This is a genomic window from Micromonospora sp. SD12 (genome assembly GCF_052068495.1).
Classification (GTDB): domain Bacteria; phylum Actinomycetota; class Actinomycetes; order Mycobacteriales; family Micromonosporaceae; genus Micromonospora; species Micromonospora echinofusca.
The window spans coordinates 65001-81774 of the sequence record NZ_JBQHDF010000004.1 but is presented as its reverse complement, the minus strand read 5'-3'; the positions used below and the strand labels follow the sequence as shown (position 1 = coordinate 81774).

Sequence of the window (16774 nt, the reverse complement as noted above, 5' to 3'; positions counted from 1 at the left end):
TCGGACGACGACGCCCGGACGGCGCGGGAGTTGCCCCTCCCGTGCGCGCTGCGTGGCTTCCGCGACGGCTCTGCCCGGAGGCTCCCACATCTATCGGCTCTGGTCAATGCTTTCACGCCGCATGGGGGTGTGCGGGATGCCGTCCTCGACGTACTCGGGGCCGGCGACGGCGAAGCCGTGACGGGCGTAGAGGCCGACCAGGTGGGACTGGGCCTCCAGCACGCAGGGCCGGTCGCCGACCAGCTCCAGCGCCGCGGCCATCAGCCGGCCCGCGTGGCCGCCGCCGCGCGCCTTCGGCGCCACCACCACCCGCCCGATCCGCGCCACGCCGCCCGGGTCGGCGAGGATCCGCAGGTACGCCAGGGGCGCGCCGCCGTCGTCGAGCCAGAGGTGCCGGGTCTCCGGCTCGACGTCGCGTCCGTCGAGTTCCGGGTACGGGCACTCCTGCTCCACCACGAACACGTCGATGCGGAGCCGGAGCAGGTCGTGGAAGGTGCGGGCGTCGAGGTCGGCGAACGAGGCGGCCCTCGTCACGGGGGTCTGCGGCACCCCGCGATGGTAGGCCGCGCCCCCGGTCCCGCCGGCGTCAGGCGGGGCGGGCGCCGACCGCGTCGCGGATCTCGGCGCCCTGGGTGCCCTCCTCGGCGCGGGCGCAGTGCGCGCAGCAGAAGAACCGGCCGGACACCTCCACCCCGTGCCCGACGATCTTGACCTGGCAGTGCTCGCAGATCGGCGCCAACTTGTGCGCGGCGCACTCGAAGCAGTCGAAGGTGTGCACGTCGCCGCTGACGGTCCGCACCTCGAACGCCATCCAGTACTCGTTACCGCAGACCTCGCACGTCGCCACGACAGAACCCCCCGAAACGCGGACACCTTTGCCCCAGCCTGCGGCATCGCGCGTCGCCGGACGGGCGAAACCGCCCAGGTCACCCGGGTCCGGCGGCGTGTCGCCCCCGGCGTGTCGGGCGTTGTACCCGGTGACCGCGTACGACCCCGGAGGAACACGACATGATCAAGCGGAACAAGCTCTTCGGCAACCAGGTGCGGGTGACCTTCAGCCTGCCCCGCGACGCCCCGCCCGGCCCGGTCAGCGTGGTGGGCTCCTTCAACGGCTGGGAGCCGGGGCGGCACGAGCTCGTCCCGCGCCGCGACGGCACCCGCACCGTCACGGTGCGGCTCGGCCCGGGGGAGCACCGCTTCCGCTACCTCGCCACCGGCGGGGTGTGGCTCGACGACGAGTCCGCCGACCGGGTGGACGAGCGGGGCAGCCTGCTGCTGCTCTGACCGGTCACGCTGCGTGCTCGTTCCGTTCGATGTTCCTATCGACAGGAGTCTTTACTGTTAACAAGGTTTAATTTATGTTGGAGGGCACCTCACCAGGCTTAAGTCCGAAGGAGCTGCCACCATGCGCCGAAGAATCACGATCCCGCTCGTGGCGACGGGCGCCGTCGTCTCCGCACTGGCCGTCGCGGCGCCCGCCCAGGCCCACGGCTACGTTTCCGGCCCGCCGAGCCGCCAGGCGCTCTGCGCGCAGGGACGGGTCCCCGACTGCGGGCAGATCAAGTACGAGCCGCAGAGCGTCGAGGGGCCCAAGGGGCTGCGTAGCTGCCACGCGGGGATCGCCCAGTTCGCCGTGCTCAACGACGACAGCCGGGGCTGGCCCGCCACCTCGGTCGGCAGCTCCGTCACCTTCACCTGGACCAACACCGCCCGGCACGCCACCAGCAACTGGGAGTACTTCATCGGCGGGACCCGGGTGGCCGTCTTCAGCGGCGGCGGGCAGCAGCCCGGGGCGAGCGTCTCGCACACCGTCAACCTGGGCGGCTACTCCGGGCGGCAGAAGGTCCTCGCCGTGTGGAACATCGCCGACACCGCCAACGCGTTCTACTCCTGCGTCGACCTCCAGGTCGGCGGGGGCGGCAACCCGTCGCCCACCGCGAGCCCGACGCCGCCGGCCCCGTCGCCCACCCCGACCCCCACCGCCGCCCCGACCCCCACCGCCGCCCCGACCACTCCGCCCGCCCCGGGCGGCAGTTGGACGGCGGGCCGGGCCTACCAGGTCGGTGACCAGGTCACCTACGGCGGGCTGACGTACCGCTGCCAGCAGGCGCACACCGCGATCCCCGGCTGGGAACCGCCGTACGTGCCGGCGCTCTGGACCCAGGTCTGACCGCGCGGGTGCGGCCCGCCCACCGGCGTCCGCCGCACCCGTCACCCCTCTGTGGATCGGAGTACGCCATGCGACGGCTGCGCACGGTCGTCCTGCTCACCGCCCTGCTGCTGGTCCCCGCCTGCGCCCCGGCGCCGCCCGCCCCCGCGCCGACGGGTCCCGCGGCGAGCACCGGGACCGGGATGAACGGCCTCGACGTGGTCTTCCTCGCCACGCTGGCGGCGCACACCGAGCAGACGCTGGAGATGGTGCGGATCAGCCGCGACCGGATCACCGACCGGAAGCTGCGCACCCTCGTCGCCGCCATCGAGGCCACCGAGACCGACGAGCTCGCCACGATGCGCGGCTGGCTGCGCGACGCCGGGCCGGAGGCCGCCGAGGCCGTCCGTCGGCACGACCACGACGGGCACGGGATCGCGGCCGAGGACATGGCACGCCTGCGGACCGCTGCAGACGGGGAGGTAGACCGCGTCCTGCTCGACCTGCTCGCCCCGCACCAGGAGGCGGCCGCCGACCTAGCCCGGGCGCAGCAGACGGTCGGCGCCGATCCGCGCGTACGCGACCTCGCCGGACGCGTCGAACGCTCGCGTACGGCCGAGGTCTCGCTGATGGCCGGGCTGACGCCGGCCCGACCGTGACCCCGGCGGGCGGCGGCCCGGCCGCCCGCCGGGGACACCCGGGGCGTACGCCCTCAGGCGTCGGCGCGCGGCTCCAGGCGGATGGAGACGGAGTTGACGCAGTGCCGGGTGTCCTTCGGGGTGAAGCCCTCGCCCCGGAACACGTGCCCGAGATGGCTGTCGCAGCGGGCACAGCGGATCTCGGTGCGGCTCATCCCCAGGCTGCGGTCCTCGATCTCCTTGACCGCGCCCGGGATGGCGTCGTCGAAGCTGGGCCACCCGCAGTGCGAGTCGAACTTCGTGTCGCTGGGGTAGAGCTGCGCGCCGCACGCCCGGCAGTGGTAGGTGCCCGGCGTCTTCGTGTCGACGTACTCGCCCGTCCACGGGCGCTCGGTGCCGGCCTCCCGCAGCACCCGGAACTCCTCCGGGCTGAGCCGGACCCGCCACTCTTCCTCGGCACGGGGCAGTTCACTCTCGTCAAGACTCACCCGCCAACGGTACGTCGGACGTCGGGGGTGTGGCATATGGTCGCGCAATGGGTGGCACGAAGGCCGCAGCCGAGCAGATCGAGGTGGCCGGGCGCGACGTCCGGCTGACCAGCCCCGACCGGGTGATCTTCCCGCAGCGCGGCTTCACCAAGGGCGACGTCTTCCACTACTACCTGGCGGTGGGCGACGGCATCATGCGCGCACTGCGTGATCGACCCACCACGTTGCAGCGCTTCCCCGAGGGCGTCGAGGGCGAGGCGTTCTTCCAGAAGCGGGTGCCCGCGCGGGGCGTGCCGCCGTGGGTGCGCACCGCCACCATCAGCTTCCCGAGCGGCCGCAGCGCCGCCGAGCTCTGCCCGGCCGACCTGGCCCACGTGGCGTGGGCGGCCCAGATGGGCACCATCGTGTTCCACCCGTGGCCGGTGCGCGCCGCCGACGTCGACCGCCCCGACGAGCTGCGCATCGACCTCGACCCGCAGCCCGGCACGGACTTCGCCGACGCGGCGACCGCCGCCGGCGAGCTGCGGGGGCTGCTCGACGAGTTGGGCGTCACCGGCTGGCCGAAGACCTCCGGCGGCCGGGGCGTGCACGTCTACCTGCGCATCGCGCCGCGCTGGACGTTCACCGAGGTGCGGCGGGCCACCATCGCGCTGGCCCGCGAGCTGGAGCGGCGCCGGCCGGAGCTGGTGACCACCGCCTGGTGGAAGGAGCAGCGGGGCGAGCGCGTCTTCGTCGACTACAACCAGATGGCCCGCGACCGCACGATCGCCTGCGCGTACTCGCTGCGGGCCAACGCCCGGGCCACCGTGTCCACCCCCGTCACCTGGGACGAGCTGCCCGACGTCGACCCGGACGACTTCGACCTGCGTACCGTCCCGGCCCGGCTGGCCGAGCGCGGCGACCCGCACGCCGGCATCGACGACACCGGGTGGGACATCACCCCGCTGCTGGAGTGGGCCGACCGGGACGCCGCCGCAGGCCAGGGCGACATGCCCTACCCGCCGGACCACCCGAAGATGCCCGGCGAGCCGAAGCGCGTGCAGCCCTCCAAGGACCGCGACCGCCCCCGCTGACCGCCGCGCCCCGGCACGGCGTCGTCACCCGACGCCCGCTCGGCGCCCCCAGCCCGGTGGCACGCGCCGTCACCGCCGGCCCTCGTACGCCTCCACCGCCTGCTTGGCCGAGAGCAGGTCCGCGCCGGTTGCCTTTCGGTACGCGGCGATCGCCTTGATCCTGTCGCCCTGGGCCAGGTGCTGCTGCACCTCCGGCGGCACGGGCGAGGGGTCCACCACGCCCAGGTGGTCCATCACCAGCCGGAGCCGGCGCTCGATCTCGGCCAGCCGGTACGCGGTCCGCGCCTGCTCGGTCCTGCCCGGCAACTGGGCGGCCAGCAGCCCGACGACGGCCACCATCAGGAGGGCGAGGGTGATCTCCATCCGGTGATGGAAGCACATCCACACCACCGCGCCGCCGTCGCCCGGTCCGCCCGCGCGGCGACCCGGCCGCGCGCCCGGATAACGATCAAGTAACGGGCGCGAACCTTTCCCGGCCCGTCGCCGCTCTCCCTGATCGTCGGCCCGACCCCGGGCCAGGGGAGGGCGTCGGATGAAGCTGGTGTGGAGGCGGGCCCGCGAGGCACGCGGGCTGCTGCTCGCCGCGGTGGTCGCGGCCCTGGTGGCGGTCGCACTGGTCACCGGCCTGTCCGACTACAACCGGCGGGCCGTCGAGGCGGGCCAGCGCGCCCTGCTCAGCGGCGCGTCGTTCGAGGAGCGCAGCCTCCTGGTGAGCGGCACGGCCGGCCGGGACGCCGCCGAGTTCGCCACCCGGGACCGGGCGATCCGCGACGGGTTCGCCGCCCGCCTCGGCGGGGTGCCGATCACCGTCGGGGCCGCCCGGTACGGCGGTGGCCGCGAGCTGACCGGCGACCTCGGTTCCGTGGTCCGCGACGGCGACGAACCGGTCTTCGCCAGCCTGGCGACCCTCGACGACCTGGCCGGCCACGCCGAGCTGACCGGTGGCGCCTGGCCCGCCCCGGGAGCCACGCCGTTGCAGGTCACGCTGCCCGAGAAGGTGGCCGCCGCGCTCGGGATGGCGGTCGGCGACCAGGTGCCGATGCTGGATCGTCGCTCCGACGAGGCCAGCAGAGTCGTGCTCGTCGGCACCTGGCGGCCCCGCGACCCCGCCGAGGCGTACTGGCGGCTGGCGCCGGGAGTGGGGGCCGGCGCCGTCGAGGCCGACACCTCGTACGGGCCGTTCGTGCTGGACCCGGCGGACTTCGTCGCCACCTACCCGGGCCCGGTCTCGGCGTCCTGGATCGTGGAGCCGGACCTCGTGGCGGTGGCGGGCGCGGGTCGGCTGCCCGACGTGCGGCAGGCGCTGACCACGGCCCTCGCCGAGGTGCCCGAGGCCGCCGGGCTGGGCTCCTCCGGCCAGACCGTCACTGCCGTCGACCGGCTCCTCGACCGGGTCACCCGGGCCGACCTGGTGGGCCGCTCCTCGCTGGCCACCCCGCTGCTGCTGATCGTCGTCCTCGGCGGGTACGCGCTGGTGCTGGTCGCCGCCCTGCTGCACGAGGACCGGCGCAGCCAGACCGCCCTGCTGCGGGCCCGGGGCGCCGCGCGGCGGCAACTCGCCGGCCTGGCGGCCCGGGAGGCCGCCCTGGTCGTCCTGCCCGCCGGCGTGCTGGGACCCCTGATCGCCGGCGAGGCGCTGCGGCACGTGGGCACCGGCGGCGCCGCGCCGCTGACGCTCTCCCCCGGCAACACCACGCTCGTCTGGGCCGCCGCTGCCGCCACCGCCGCCGGCTGCCTGGTCGCGATGGTCGTCCCGACGCTGCGGGGGGCCGGCACGTACGTCGCCGACATGGCGGCCCGGTCCCGTCCCACCCGCGCCGCGAGCGTGCAACGCGCCAGCCTCGACCTGGTGCTGGTCGGCTTCGCGGTGCTGGCCTGGACCCAGCTGCGCCAGTACTCGTCGCCGGTCGCCGGGGCGGCCGGCCGGCTCGGGGTGGACCCGCTGCTGGTCGCCGCGCCGACGCTGGGCGTGCTGGCCGGCGCGGTCGTGGCGTTGCGGCTGCTGCCGCCCGCGACCCGCTTCGCCGAGCGGTTCGTCGACCGCAGGCCCTGGACCGCGACCATGTTCGGCATGTGGCAGGCGGGCCGGCGCCCGCACGCCGGCCCGGTGCTGCTGCTCGCCCTCGCCGTCGGCGGCAGCACCCTGGCCTGGTCGCTGGTGACCACCGGCGAACGGTCGCAGGCCGACCAGGCCGACCACAGCGTCGGTGCCGACCTGCGGGTGGTCGAGCGCACCGGCGCGGCACCCGACGAGCGGGCCGCCCAGCTCGGCGCGCTGCCCGGCGTCGACGCGGCGCTGCCGGCCTGGCGGGACGAGATCCGCCTCGGCCGCGCCGACCTGCCGACGACGGTGGTGAGCCTCGACGCCGCGAGCGCGGCCGGTGTGCTTCGGCTCAACGAACGGCTGGCCGACGAGCCGGCCCCGGCGCTGCTGGACCGGCTGGCCCGGGCGCGCGCCGCGCCGACCGGCCTGGAGCTGCCCGCCGGCACCCGGTCGCTCACCGGCACGGTGCGTACGCCCGTGCGCGCCGCCGTCACGCCGCACCAGATCGGCCTCTGGGTGCTGCTGACCCGGGCGGACGGGCAGGCTTTCCGGCTGCCGGCGGGCAGCAGCGGCAGCGACGGGCGGCCGGCGCCGTTCACGGTCGCCGTTCCCGACGGGGAGGGCCCCGTGCGGCTGACCGGCTTCGAGGTCGACGGCGGGAGCGCGCGTGGGCGGGCGTACCGCGTGGAGCTGTCGGACCTGCGGCTGGTCGGCGCCGACGGCGCGGCCCGGCCGGCGTCGCTGGACGGCGGGTGGATCGCCGTCGACGGGCAGGGCGAGGCGGCCGGCGCGGCGGTCACGGCCGCCGGCCTGAGCGCCGAGCGGGAGGTCGACTACCGGGCGGGTGGCCGGTTCGCGTTCCAGCCGCCGAGCCGCTTCGCCGTGGTGCCGGCCGGCGAGAACCGGCCGGTGCCGGCGCTGATGACCCCGGCCGTGCGCGACGCCCTGAGCCTGGACGTCGGTGAGACGGTCGACCTCGTGCTGTCCGGCGCGACGCTGCCGGTCACGCTGGTCGGCGAGCTGGACGAGGTGCCGTCCACGGCCGGCGAGGGCGTACTACTGGACCTGCCGGCGGCGGCGCAGTGGCTGATGCGGGACCGGGGCGGCGTCCGGCCGGTCGCGGAGTGGTGGCTGGGCACCGACGCCGGCGGCCACGCCGAGGCGGCCCGCGCGGCGGCCGGCCTGACCGGCACCACGCTGCTCGACCGGCGGGAGGTGGCCGAGCGGGCCGCCGACGACCCGTACTGGCAGGGGGCCCGCACCGGGCTGCTCGCCGCCGCGCTCGGCTCGGTGCTGCTGGCCCTCGTCGGGCTGATCGTCGACGTCTGGGCGACCGCCCGGCACCGGCTGGGGGAGTTCGCCGTGCTGCACACGCTCGGCGCCAGCCCCCGGCTGCTGGCCCGGGCGCTGCTGGCCGAGCAGACCTTCCTGGCCGGGATCGGCGTCGGCGTGGGCCTGCTGCTGGGCGCCGCGGTCGGCGCGACCATGGCCCCGCTGGTCATCCTCACGCCGTCCGCCGGCCGGCCGGTGCCGGAGGCCGCCTTCGTGCTGCCCTGGCTGCCCATCGGCCTGACCGCGCTCGGCCTGCTGCTGGCGGCACTCGCCTTCAGCGCGTTCATCGCCCTCGGCATCCGGCAGCGGGTGGCCGTGGCGCAGCTGCGGATCGGGGGAGACCGGTGACCGGGTGGAGCGTAGGGACGAGCGGGATCGGAGTCGCGGCGTGGTGAGCATCGGGGCGGTCGCGCGCCGGGTGCGGGCGTACGGCGGGCAGTTCCTGCTCCTCGCGGCCCTGACGCTGGTCACCACGCTGGTGATCAGCGGGGTGCCCAGGATCGTCAACGGGCACGCCCAGGAGGGCCTGCGGGCGCACCTGGACACCGTGGCGCCACAGCAGCGGGACGTGACGTACTCGACCGGCACGCTCGCCGCGACGGACAACGGCACCTCGCTGGTGGCCGCGCACGAGGGCGACCTGGCGGCGATCGAGAGCGCGATGCCGCCGGTCGTCCGGCGGATGGTCGAACAGCGGTGGTACGCCGGGGAGACCCCGGCCAGCCGGGTGCGGGGCCCGGACCTGGCGGCGAAGAACCTCCTGGTCGACCTCGGCCTGCGGTCCGTGACCGGGATCCAGGAGGCCGGCACCCTGGTCGAGGGACGCTGGCCGGCCGACGTGCCGAAGGACGAGCCGGTGCAGGTGGCGCTGGCCGCGGACGTCGCGCGCAAGCTGAACCTGCGGCTCGGCAGCCGCCTCACCCTCGCCGCGCCGGAGCCGCTCACCCCCGACTCCCCGCCCCCCACCCCGATCACCGTGGTCGGTCTGTTCGCGCCCCGCGACGGCGCCGACGGGTTCTGGGACGGCCTGCCGCCGCTGCTGCGCATCGTCGAGCCGGTGGGCGACGGTGAACCCTTCATCGCCGTGGGGGTCGTCGACGGCGCCGCGCTGAACCGCCAGGCCGTCGCCGGCCGGCCCCTGACGTTCAGTTGGCGCTACCGGATGGGCGCCGACCGCATCGACGCCCGCGAGCTGGACCAGGTGCTCGACGCCCTCCAGCAGATGACCCGGGAGGCGGCCGGCCGCAACCTCGTGCAAGGGCTGGACATCCCGCTGCGGCAGTTTGCCGCCGAGGTGGACAGCGCCCGGACGGTGCTCGGGGTCATCGCGGCGGGCGTACTGGCCACGCTGGCCGGCCTCGTCGTGCTGGCCGCCGGGCTGCTGGTGCGCCGGCGCCGGGCGGAGTTCACCCTGCTGCGCGCCCGGGGCGGGGCGAGAACCACGACCGCGGGCCGCAGCCTGGCGGAGGCGCTGCTCGTGGTGCCGCCCGCCGCCGTACTCGGCTGGCTGGTCGGCGGCCTCGTCCCCGGGGCGCCGGGGGAGACCCGGTGGTACGCCCTCGCCGCGGCCGTCCTGGTGGCGGCGGCGCTGCCCGTGGCCACCCTCGCGGCGTCCACCGGCGGCGGCGGGCGGCGCGACCTGGTCCGCGCGCGCCCCTCCGCGCGCCGGCTCACGGTGGAGGCGGGACTGCTGGTCCTCGCCGGTCTCGCGGTCGTGCTGCTGCGCCGCCGCGGCCTCACCTCCGGCGAGGTCGACCCGCTGCTGGTCTCGGTACCGGTGCTGCTGGCCGTCGCCGCGGCGCTGGTCGCGATGCGGGTGTACCCGTGGCCGCTGCGGCTGGTCAGCCGGCTCGCGGCCCGCGCCCGGGGCAGCGTGGCGTTCCTGGGCACCGCGCGGGCCGGCCGGTCGGTCGTCGCCGTACCGCTGGTGGTCGTCGTGCTCGCCATCGCGACGGCGGCGTTCTGCGCGGTGACGGCCGCCGCGATCGAGGCGAGCCGGGACCGGGCCGCCAGCCGGGTGGTGCCGGCCGACGCCCTGATCCTGGGGGAGCGCATCGCCGCGGACACGGGCGTCGAACTGGAGCGGCTGCCGGGGGTACGCGCCGCGAGCCCGGTGCTGCGCGAGGCCGGCCAGCGCCTGGCGAAGGACGCCATCGGCACCGAGACCCGGCTCGGCGGGGTCACCGTGCTCATGGTCGACGGTCCGGCCCTGGCCCGGATGGCCCGGGAGGCCGACGTCGACGTGACGGTGCCGGCGGCGCTGCTCGCCCCCGCCGGGGGCTCCGGCCCGCTGCCCGCCGTGGTCTCCCCGACGGTCGCCGCCGAACTGGCCGACGCCGGCCTGGCCGGCTCCGCCTTCGTCAGCGCCCAGGGCCAGCGGTACGAGTTCCGGGTCGCCGAGCGGGCGGAGAGCTTCCCGCTGTTGCGCGCCGACAGCGCCCGGTTCGTCGTCCTGCCCTGGCAGGCCCTGCCCCGCCGCGACTACGCCGCCGTGCCGACCGGCTTCCTGGTGGCCGGCGACGACCTGGACGCCGGGGCGCTGCGCCGGGCCGGCGACGCGGGACAGTCCCGCTTCCAGACGGGCGGGACGGTCGCCGGCCGGGAGCCCCCACGCGGCGTGGAGGTGCTGACGTACGCGGACACCCGCCGCCAGGTGGGCGAGGGCGGCGCGAACGGCGTACTCGCCTTCGGCTTCACCGCCGGCGCGGCCGGGGGGACGGCGCTGGGGCTGCTCGCGATCGCCTTCACGGTGCTCGCCGGCGCCCGCGAACGCGGCCAGGTGCTGTCCCGGCTGCGCACCCTCGGGTTGTCCCGACGTCAGTGGCGCGGGCTGCTGCTGGTGGAGCTGGCGCCTCTGGTGGGCGTCTCGGTGCTGACCGGAGCGCTGGTCGGCACGGCCCTGCCACTGCTGCTCACCCCGGTGCTCGGACTGTCCGCCTTCACCGACGGTGTCCAGGTCCGGGTGGCGTTCGAGCCCGGTCTGGTGGCCGCCGTCGTCGCCCTCGGGGCGCTCGCCCTCGGCTTCGCGGTCGCCGTCGAGGCCCTGAACAACCGTCGGATGCGCCTCGGCGAGGTGCTCCGGCTCGGAGAGGAGAACTGACCATGACCGCTACCGCGGAGAGCACCGCCGCGCCGGACCTCGCCACCCTGCAACAGCGGGCCGCCCAGCGGGCGGCGGAGCGGGCCGGCGGCCGGGACCGGTTGCGCGGTCACATCGTCTGCGACGGGCTGGTGCGGATCTTCAAGACCGAGGGGGTGGAGGTGGTCGCCCTGCAGGGGCTCGACCTGGTCATCGACCGGGGCGAGCTGGTGGCGATCGTGGGCGCCTCCGGGTCCGGCAAGTCGACGCTGCTGAACATCCTCTCCGGGCTGGACACGCCCACCGCCGGCATCGCCCGCGTCGGCGAGTACGACCTGCTCAACCTCTCCGCGCGGCGGCGACTGAGCTACCGGCGGAGCATGGTCGGCTTCGTCTGGCAGCAGACCGGCCGCAACCTGCTGCCGTACCTGACCGCGCTGGAGAACGTCGAGCTGCCGATGCGGCTGGCCGGGCGGCGGGGCGGCCGGCGGGCCCACCGCGAGCGGGCCCGGGAACTGCTCGACATGGTCGGGGTCGGCTACTGCGCCGACCGGCGGCCCGGGCAGCTCAGCGGCGGCGAGCAGCAGCGCTGCGCGGTCGCGGTGGCCGTGGCCAACGATCCCGAGGTGCTCTTCGCCGACGAGCCGACCGGCGAGTTGGACGAGGCGACCGGGGCCGAGGTCTTCGGGGCGCTGCGCACCATCAACGCCGAGCTCGGCGTCACGATCGTGGTGGTCACCCACGACCACGCCGTGGCCACCCAGGTCCGCCGGACCGTCGCGATCCGCGACGGCCGGACCGCCTCCGAGGTACGCCGGACCGCGCGGATCGGCGCGGACGGCAGCACAGAACTGGTCAGCGAGGAGTACGCCGTGCTGGACCGCAGCGGCCGGTTGCAGCTGCCGGCGCCGTTCGTGGACGCGTTGTCGCTGCGCGACCGGGTGCGGCTCAACCTGGAGCCGGACCACGTGGAGGTGCGGCCGGGCGACCGGGCGCAGGAGGAGCGGGAGGCGAGGCAGTGAGCGAACGGGACGGACGACCGGCCGGAGCGGCGGCGGGCGTGGGCGGTGCCGACGCAGCGGTGGCGGGTGCCACGGTCACCGACGAGGTGGTGCGGGTCGAGGGGGTCAACCGGACGTTCGGTCGGGGCGAGCACGCCGTGCACGCCGTACGGGACGTCTCGTTCTCCGCCGGGCGGGGCGAGCTGGTCGCGGTGCGTGGCCGTTCCGGGGCGGGCAAGACGACCCTGCTGAACCTGGTCGGCGGGCTGGACCGCCCCGACTCGGGCCGGGTGGTGGTGGCCGGGCACGACGTCACCGGCGTCGGCGAGAAGGAGCTGCTGGAGCTTCGCCGGGGCACCGTGGGCTTCGTGTTCCAGACGTTCGGACTGGTGCCGATCCTGTCCGCCGCCGAGAACGTGGGCGTACCGCTGCGGTTGGCGCGGGTCCCGGCGGCCGAGCGGGAGGAGCGCGTGGCGGTGCTGCTGGAGCTGGTCGGCCTCGGCGGGCACGCGGGCCAGCGCCCGTACGAGCTCTCCGGCGGGCAGCAGCAGCGGGTGGCGGTGGCGCGGGCCCTGGCCAACGAGCCGGACCTGCTGATCGCCGACGAACCCACCGGTCAGCTCGACTCCGAGACGGGCCGGTCGATCATGGACCTGCTCCGCGCGGTGGTGCACGCCCGGGGCATGACCGCGCTGGTCGCCACGCACGATCCGGCCCTGATCGACCTCGCCGACCGCGTCCTCACCCTCCGCGACGGCCACCTCCTCCCCGCCTGACCCGCCCCACCCCGCTCTGCGGCGGGGACGGGGCGGGGGTGGGGGGGTCAGAGAGGGAGCTTCAGGCCCTCGTGGGTGGGGAGGAAGCCCAGGTTGAGGTAGAAGCGGTGGGCGTCGTGGCGGGTCTTGTCGGTGGTGAGCTGGACCAGGGCGCAACCACGCTGCCTCGCCTGGTCGATCGCCCAGTTGATCATCTGCCCGCCGACGCCCCGCCCGCGCAGGTCGGAGCGGACGCGGACCGCCTCGATCAACTGTCGCTCGGCGCCGTGCCGGCCCAGGCCGGGGATGTAGGTGAGCTGCATGCAGCCGACCAACTCGCCGTCCGCGTCGGCCACGATCAGCTGGTTGCGCGGGTCGGCGTCGATGTCGGCGAACGCCTTCTCGTACGCGGCGTCGACCTCCGTGAAGTCGCGGGCCCTGCCGAGCACGTCGTCGGCGAGCAGGGCGACCACGGCCGGCAGGTCGGCTCGGACGGCCTCGCGGAAGATCACATCACTCATGCCGCCCAGCGTGGCACAGCGAACCGGACCGATGGGCGGGCGGCGCTTGCCTGAGCCGGGCAACATGACTGTCCATGGACGCCCTGCTGCTGCCGTTCCGGCTGATCTACCGGGGGCTGGTCTGGTTCGCCAACTCGCCCCGGACGCTGATCATCTCGTACCTGTTGATGATCGTGGTGGCCGGCGTGATCTACGGCCGCGTGGAGAACCGCAGCCCGGCGGACGCCGTCTGGTGGGCGGTGGTGACGGCGTCCACCGTCGGCTACGGCGACATCTCACCGGTGAGCTGGCAGGGCCGCACCCTCGCCGCGCTGCTCATCTCCACCATGGTGCTGCTGGTCATCCCGTTGATCACGGCGCACTTCGCCAGCCAGCTCATCGTCGACGACGACGCCTTCGAGCACGAGGAGCAGGAGCAGCTCAAGGCCGACGTACGCCGGATGCGGGCGCTGCTGGAGGAGATCGCCGCCCGGCAGGGCATCGACCTGCCGGACCTGCCGCCGGAGCGGCCGGTCAGCGGGCCGGGCAGCGCAGCCCCTCCCTGGGCACGGTCAGGTCGATCAGATAGGCGTCGACGGCCTCAGTGATGCATGAGGTCTGCGGGTACGCGGTGTGCCCCTCGCCCTCCCAGGTGAGCACCCGGCCCACGCCCAGCATCGCGGCCAGCGCCGGGGTCTGCTCGTACGGCGTCGCGGGATCGCCCGTGGTGCCCACCACCAGGATCGGCGGCGCCCCGGTGGCCGGGCCCGTCGGGTACGGGTCGCGACCGCCGGGCCACTCGGTGCAGGAGAGCAGGCCGACGGCCAGGGCCGGCCCGAACAGCGGGTACTTCGCCCGCCACTGCGACTGGAGCTGCCGGATCCGCTCGCGGCTCGGCTTCTCCTCCTCGTCGGCGCAGTTGACCGCCAGGTTGGCGTCGAACATGTTCGAGTAGCGCCCGTCGGAGTCCCGGTCGGCGTACGCGTCGGCGAGGCGGAACACGTCCTGCGGGTCGCCGCCCTCCAGCTTGTCGATGGCGCCGGCCAGCTCCTGCCACCCCGACTCGGTGTAGAGCGACGAGATGATCGCGTAGAAGACCCAGCCCGCGGTGGCCTCCCGGCCGTCGTCCCCGCGTACCGGCGACACCCGCGCCTTGTCGATCGCCGAGGTGACCGCGGCCCGGGCGTCCGGGGCGATCGGGCAGCGCCCGGCGTTGGCCGCGCACCACGTGGTGAAGTTGCCGAAGGCCCGCTCGAAGCCCTTGGCCTGGCCCTCCGAGCCGGCGACCAGGCCCTGCCGGGGGTCGACCGCGCCGTCGAGGACCAGCGCCCGCACCCGCTGCGGGTAGAGCTGGGCGTAGGTGGCGCCGAGCAGGGTGCCGTAGGAGTAGCCGAGGTAGGTCAGCTTGTCGTCGCCGACGGCGGCGCGGACCGCGTCCATGTCGCGGGCGGCCTGCTCGGTGCCGTAGAGCGGCAGCTGGTCGCCGTAACGGTCGCCGCAGCCGCGCCCGATCCGCTGGCTGAGCGCCACGAACCCGTCGAACGACTCCTGGCTGCGCGGGTCGGGGTCGTAGCCGAAGCTGGCGTCGAGGTCCTTGTCGGGGATGCACTCGACCGGGCTGGAGCGGGACACCCCGCGCGGGTCGAAGCCGACGATGTCGAACCGGTCGGTGATCGAGGCGGGCAGACCGCCGAACGCCGGGCCGAAGGAGAGGTAGACGGCGGTGTCCACGCCGGAGCCGCCGGGCCCGCCCGGGTTGACGACCAGCGAGCCGATCCGGTCGCGCTGCTTGGTCGACCGGGCGCGCAGCAGCGCGATCTCGAAGGTCTGCCCGGCGCCGGGGCCGGCGGTCGCCCCGCCGGCCGCGCCCGTGCCCCAGTTGCGGGGCACCTTGATCCGCGCGCACTCGTAGCGCATGGTGGCCGCGCCGCGCCCGACCAGTTCCTCGGCCACCTCGGGACAGGCCCGCCAGGTGGGCGCGGTGCCGGGCGCGGCGGCCTCGCCGCCGGCCTCCGTCCGGGGTGCGATCGCCGGCAGGGTGCAACCGGCGGCGACCAGCGCGGCGGCGGCCAGCCCGGCGAGGGTGAGCCGGAACCGGCGGATCCGGGCGGGGGTGCGGGTCACGAGCGAGCCTCCGTGGTCGAGTCGACGGCCAGGCTACGCCGGACCGGTGGCGGGCCCCACCGTCGCCGTGGGATCGCCGCGCAGCACCTGGTCCACATCGAACCGTACGGGCCGGTCGAGCTGGTCGTAGCGGCAGGAGCGGGGATCGCGGTCGGGCCGCCAGCGGACGAAGCGGGCGGTGTGCCGGAACCGGTCGCCCTCCATGGCGTCGTAGCCGACCTCGACCACCAACTCGGGGCGCAGCGGCTCCCACTCAAGGTTGCGGGTGCCCGTCCAGCGGCTCACCCCGCCGGGGAGGCGCTGGCCGCGTTCGTGGTCGCCGTGCACCCACGGGTGGTCGGCGCCCACCTCGCGGTAGGGCTCCAACTCCTCCAGCAGCTCCGCCCGGCGGGCCATGGTGAACGAGGCGCTCACCCCGACGTGGTGCAGGACCCCGTCGTCGTCGTAGAGGCCGAGCAGGAGCGAGCCGATCACCGGGCCCGACTTGTGCCAGCGGAAGCCGGCCACCACCACGTCGGCCGTACGGGCGTGCTTGACCTTGAACATGAGCCGCTTGCCCGGCTCGTAGGGCAGGTCGGCCGGCTTGGCGATCAGGCCGTCCAGGCCGGCGCCCTCGAAGACGTCGAACCAGCGGTGCGCGGTGTCGACGTCGGTCGTGACCTGGGTGACGTGCACCGGCGGGCGGACCCCGGCCAGGGCCGACTCCAACCGGGCCCGACGCCGGGGATAGGGCTCACCGAGGAGCGTCTCGTCGTCGAGGGCGAGCAGGTCGAAGGCGACGAAGTCGGCCGGCGTGGTCTCGGCCAGCAGCTTCACCCGCGACGCGGCCGGGTGCACGCGCTGGGCCAGCAGCTCGAAGTCGAGCCGGGGCTGCCCGCCCGGGCCGTCGCGCCGGATGACGATCAGCTCGCCGTCGACCGCGCACCGCTCGGGCAGTTGGCGGCGGGCCTGCTCGACCACCTCGGGGAAGTAGCGGGTCATCGACTTGCCGCCCCGGCTGGCCAGCTCCACCTCGTCGCCGTCGCGGAACACGATGCACCGGAAGCCGTCCCACTTCGGCTCGTAGGTCATCCCGGGCGCGGTGGGGACCCGCGGGACACTCTTGGCCAGCATCGGTTCGACGGGCGGGGAGATCGGCAGCTTCACGGCGACCAGTCAACCAGACCGCACCGACAGTGGTGAGGCAGATCACGGCCGGTGCACGGGCGGCGTGTCCGGCCGAGCGCCGCTCGTGCCGCACCGGGCGAATCAGGAAACCGCAGGTCAGAGCTACTTTCGCGGGGTGTCGGAGTGGGTCTGCGGGTGCTGCGGGCGGTGGCGGGTGAGCGTCGAGCTGATCCGGGGCCGCTACCGGTACCGCCTGGTGCGCCGCTACCCCCGCCAGTTCGGCGGGGGCAAGGACGTGCTCGGCGAGGTCGGCTCCGTCGAAGAGCTGGCGGAGCTGCTGCGTCGGCGTACCCCCCTCGGGCTGGCCGACCTGCGCGAGGCCGCCTGACCCGGCGCCGGCCGAGCCCGGCGGACACCCCGGCGATCCGCCGGCCCGGCACCCGGGCGGACCGGCCGGTGCCCGCCGCTGTCACGATCGGTGGGG

The 16774-nt window shown here is 75.5% G+C and carries 17 protein-coding genes; 10 read left to right on the top strand and 7 right to left on the bottom strand.

All coding sequences use genetic code 11. The annotated features are described in order from the left end of the window. Positions 1 to 90: 90 nt before the first annotated feature. Positions 91 to 549 (bottom strand): GNAT family N-acetyltransferase, encoded by a 459-nt coding sequence (locus ACTMS2_RS10285; protein ID WP_441175209.1) that lies wholly within the window; start codon positions 547 to 549, stop codon positions 91 to 93. A 37-nt stretch (positions 550 to 586) separates the two neighbouring features. Further along, complete coding sequence (locus tag ACTMS2_RS10280) at positions 587 to 847, bottom strand: Prokaryotic metallothionein (RefSeq protein ID WP_089001359.1); 261 nt, start codon at positions 845 to 847, stop codon at positions 587 to 589. Positions 848 to 1008: 161 nt separating this feature from the next. On the opposite strand from ACTMS2_RS10280, the gene ACTMS2_RS10275 reads away from it, so the two are divergent. The 3 genes from ACTMS2_RS10275 to ACTMS2_RS10265 all read left to right on the top strand — a co-directional run bounded on the left by ACTMS2_RS10275 (position 1009) and on the right by ACTMS2_RS10265 (position 2808). Further along, positions 1009 to 1284 (top strand): isoamylase early set domain-containing protein, encoded by a 276-nt coding sequence (locus ACTMS2_RS10275; protein ID WP_089001358.1) that lies wholly within the window; start codon positions 1009 to 1011, stop codon positions 1282 to 1284. A 121-nt stretch (positions 1285 to 1405) separates the two neighbouring features. Then, the gene (locus tag ACTMS2_RS10270) at positions 1406 to 2170 is read left to right on the top strand and encodes a lytic polysaccharide monooxygenase (RefSeq protein ID WP_441175208.1); all 765 of its coding nucleotides are present in this window, start codon (positions 1406 to 1408) and stop codon (positions 2168 to 2170) included. A 68-nt stretch (positions 2171 to 2238) separates the two neighbouring features. After that, a complete protein-coding gene (locus ACTMS2_RS10265) occupies positions 2239 to 2808 on the top strand; it encodes a DUF305 domain-containing protein (RefSeq protein ID WP_441175207.1) in 570 nt (189 codons plus the stop codon). 53 nt (positions 2809 to 2861) lie between these two features. On the opposite strand, the gene msrB is transcribed toward ACTMS2_RS10265, so the two are convergent. Then, positions 2862 to 3275, bottom strand: coding sequence for a peptide-methionine (R)-S-oxide reductase MsrB (gene msrB, locus ACTMS2_RS10260; protein WP_441175206.1), 414 nt, complete (start codon positions 3273 to 3275; stop codon positions 2862 to 2864). A 47-nt stretch (positions 3276 to 3322) separates the two neighbouring features. Between msrB and ligD the strand changes: the two genes are divergently transcribed. Continuing rightward, on the top strand, positions 3323 to 4348 hold the full coding sequence (gene ligD / locus ACTMS2_RS10255; RefSeq protein ID WP_441175205.1) for a non-homologous end-joining DNA ligase: 1026 nt from the start codon (positions 3323 to 3325) through the stop codon (positions 4346 to 4348). 69 nt (positions 4349 to 4417) lie between these two features. On the opposite strand, the gene ACTMS2_RS10250 is transcribed toward ligD, so the two are convergent. Next, on the bottom strand, positions 4418 to 4711 hold the full coding sequence (locus tag ACTMS2_RS10250) for a hypothetical protein (RefSeq protein ID WP_441175204.1): 294 nt from the start codon (positions 4709 to 4711) through the stop codon (positions 4418 to 4420). Between the two features lie 169 nt (positions 4712 to 4880). Here ACTMS2_RS10250 and ACTMS2_RS10245 point away from each other — a divergent pair, with 169 nt between their 5' ends. Genes ACTMS2_RS10245 through ACTMS2_RS10230 form a run of 4 tightly spaced genes read left to right on the top strand, consistent with a single transcriptional unit; the run spans position 4881 to position 12580 of the window. Then, positions 4881 to 8072: an FtsX-like permease family protein gene (locus ACTMS2_RS10245; protein ID WP_441175203.1), complete on the top strand. Its 3192-nt coding sequence runs from the start codon at positions 4881 to 4883 to the stop codon at positions 8070 to 8072. A 40-nt stretch (positions 8073 to 8112) separates the two neighbouring features. Beyond that, positions 8113 to 10824 carry an FtsX-like permease family protein gene (locus tag ACTMS2_RS10240; RefSeq protein ID WP_441175202.1) on the top strand — a complete coding sequence of 904 codons (2712 nt, stop codon included), beginning with the start codon at positions 8113 to 8115 and terminating at the stop codon, positions 10822 to 10824. A 2-nt stretch (positions 10825 to 10826) separates the two neighbouring features. Beyond that, positions 10827 to 11825, top strand: a complete 999-nt coding sequence (locus ACTMS2_RS10235; protein ID WP_441175201.1) for an ABC transporter ATP-binding protein — start codon at positions 10827 to 10829, stop codon at positions 11823 to 11825. Between the two features lie 59 nt (positions 11826 to 11884). Next, positions 11885 to 12580 carry an ABC transporter ATP-binding protein gene (locus ACTMS2_RS10230; RefSeq protein WP_441175480.1) on the top strand — a complete coding sequence of 232 codons (696 nt, stop codon included), beginning with the start codon at positions 11885 to 11887 and terminating at the stop codon, positions 12578 to 12580. 47 nt (positions 12581 to 12627) lie between these two features. Here the strand turns inward: ACTMS2_RS10230 and ACTMS2_RS10225 are convergent, their stop codons facing one another. Continuing rightward, entirely contained in the window at positions 12628 to 13080 is a 453-nt protein-coding gene (locus ACTMS2_RS10225; RefSeq protein ID WP_441175200.1) for an N-acetyltransferase family protein, read from the bottom strand. 74 nt (positions 13081 to 13154) lie between these two features. Between ACTMS2_RS10225 and ACTMS2_RS10220 the strand changes: the two genes are divergently transcribed. Beyond that, the gene (locus ACTMS2_RS10220; protein ID WP_441175199.1) at positions 13155 to 13667 is read left to right on the top strand and encodes an ion channel; all 513 of its coding nucleotides are present in this window, start codon (positions 13155 to 13157) and stop codon (positions 13665 to 13667) included. Here ACTMS2_RS10220 and ACTMS2_RS10215 read toward each other — a convergent pair. Together ACTMS2_RS10215 and ACTMS2_RS10210 are read right to left on the bottom strand one after the other, a co-directional pair. After that, positions 13594 to 15183 (bottom strand): alpha/beta hydrolase, encoded by a 1590-nt coding sequence (locus tag ACTMS2_RS10215; RefSeq protein ID WP_441175198.1) that lies wholly within the window; start codon positions 15181 to 15183, stop codon positions 13594 to 13596. The two genes, ACTMS2_RS10220 and ACTMS2_RS10215, sit on opposite strands and share 74 nt — an antisense overlap. Positions 15184 to 15216: 33 nt before the next feature. After that, a complete protein-coding gene (locus tag ACTMS2_RS10210) occupies positions 15217 to 16329 on the bottom strand; it encodes an ATP-dependent DNA ligase (RefSeq protein WP_089003615.1) in 1113 nt (370 codons plus the stop codon). A gap of 136 nt (positions 16330 to 16465) precedes the next feature. Between ACTMS2_RS10210 and ACTMS2_RS10205 the strand changes: the two genes are divergently transcribed. Continuing rightward, the gene (locus tag ACTMS2_RS10205) at positions 16466 to 16678 is read left to right on the top strand and encodes a hypothetical protein (protein WP_089001347.1); all 213 of its coding nucleotides are present in this window, start codon (positions 16466 to 16468) and stop codon (positions 16676 to 16678) included. The last annotated feature ends 96 nt before the right edge of the window (positions 16679 to 16774 follow it).

Bases quoted from the DNA above. Each gene is read 5' to 3' on its own strand.
- ACTMS2_RS10275 (WP_089001358.1), top strand. From the start codon at position 1,009: ATGATCAAGCGGAACAAGCTCTTCGGCAACCAGGTGCGGGTGACCTTC.
- ACTMS2_RS10270 (WP_441175208.1), top strand. From the start codon at position 1,406: ATGCGCCGAAGAATCACGATCCCGCTCGTGGCGACGGGCGCCGTCGTC.
- ACTMS2_RS10265 (WP_441175207.1), top strand. From the start codon at position 2,239: ATGCGACGGCTGCGCACGGTCGTCCTGCTCACCGCCCTGCTGCTGGTC.
- ligD (WP_441175205.1), top strand. From the start codon at position 3,323: ATGGGTGGCACGAAGGCCGCAGCCGAGCAGATCGAGGTGGCCGGGCGC.
- ACTMS2_RS10250 (WP_441175204.1), bottom strand. From the start codon at position 4,711: ATGGAGATCACCCTCGCCCTCCTGATGGTGGCCGTCGTCGGGCTGCTG.
- ACTMS2_RS10245 (WP_441175203.1), top strand. From the start codon at position 4,881: ATGAAGCTGGTGTGGAGGCGGGCCCGCGAGGCACGCGGGCTGCTGCTC.
- ACTMS2_RS10235 (WP_441175201.1), top strand. From the start codon at position 10,827: ATGACCGCTACCGCGGAGAGCACCGCCGCGCCGGACCTCGCCACCCTG.
- ACTMS2_RS10225 (WP_441175200.1), bottom strand. From the start codon at position 13,080: ATGAGTGATGTGATCTTCCGCGAGGCCGTCCGAGCCGACCTGCCGGCC.
- ACTMS2_RS10220 (WP_441175199.1), top strand. From the start codon at position 13,155: ATGGACGCCCTGCTGCTGCCGTTCCGGCTGATCTACCGGGGGCTGGTC.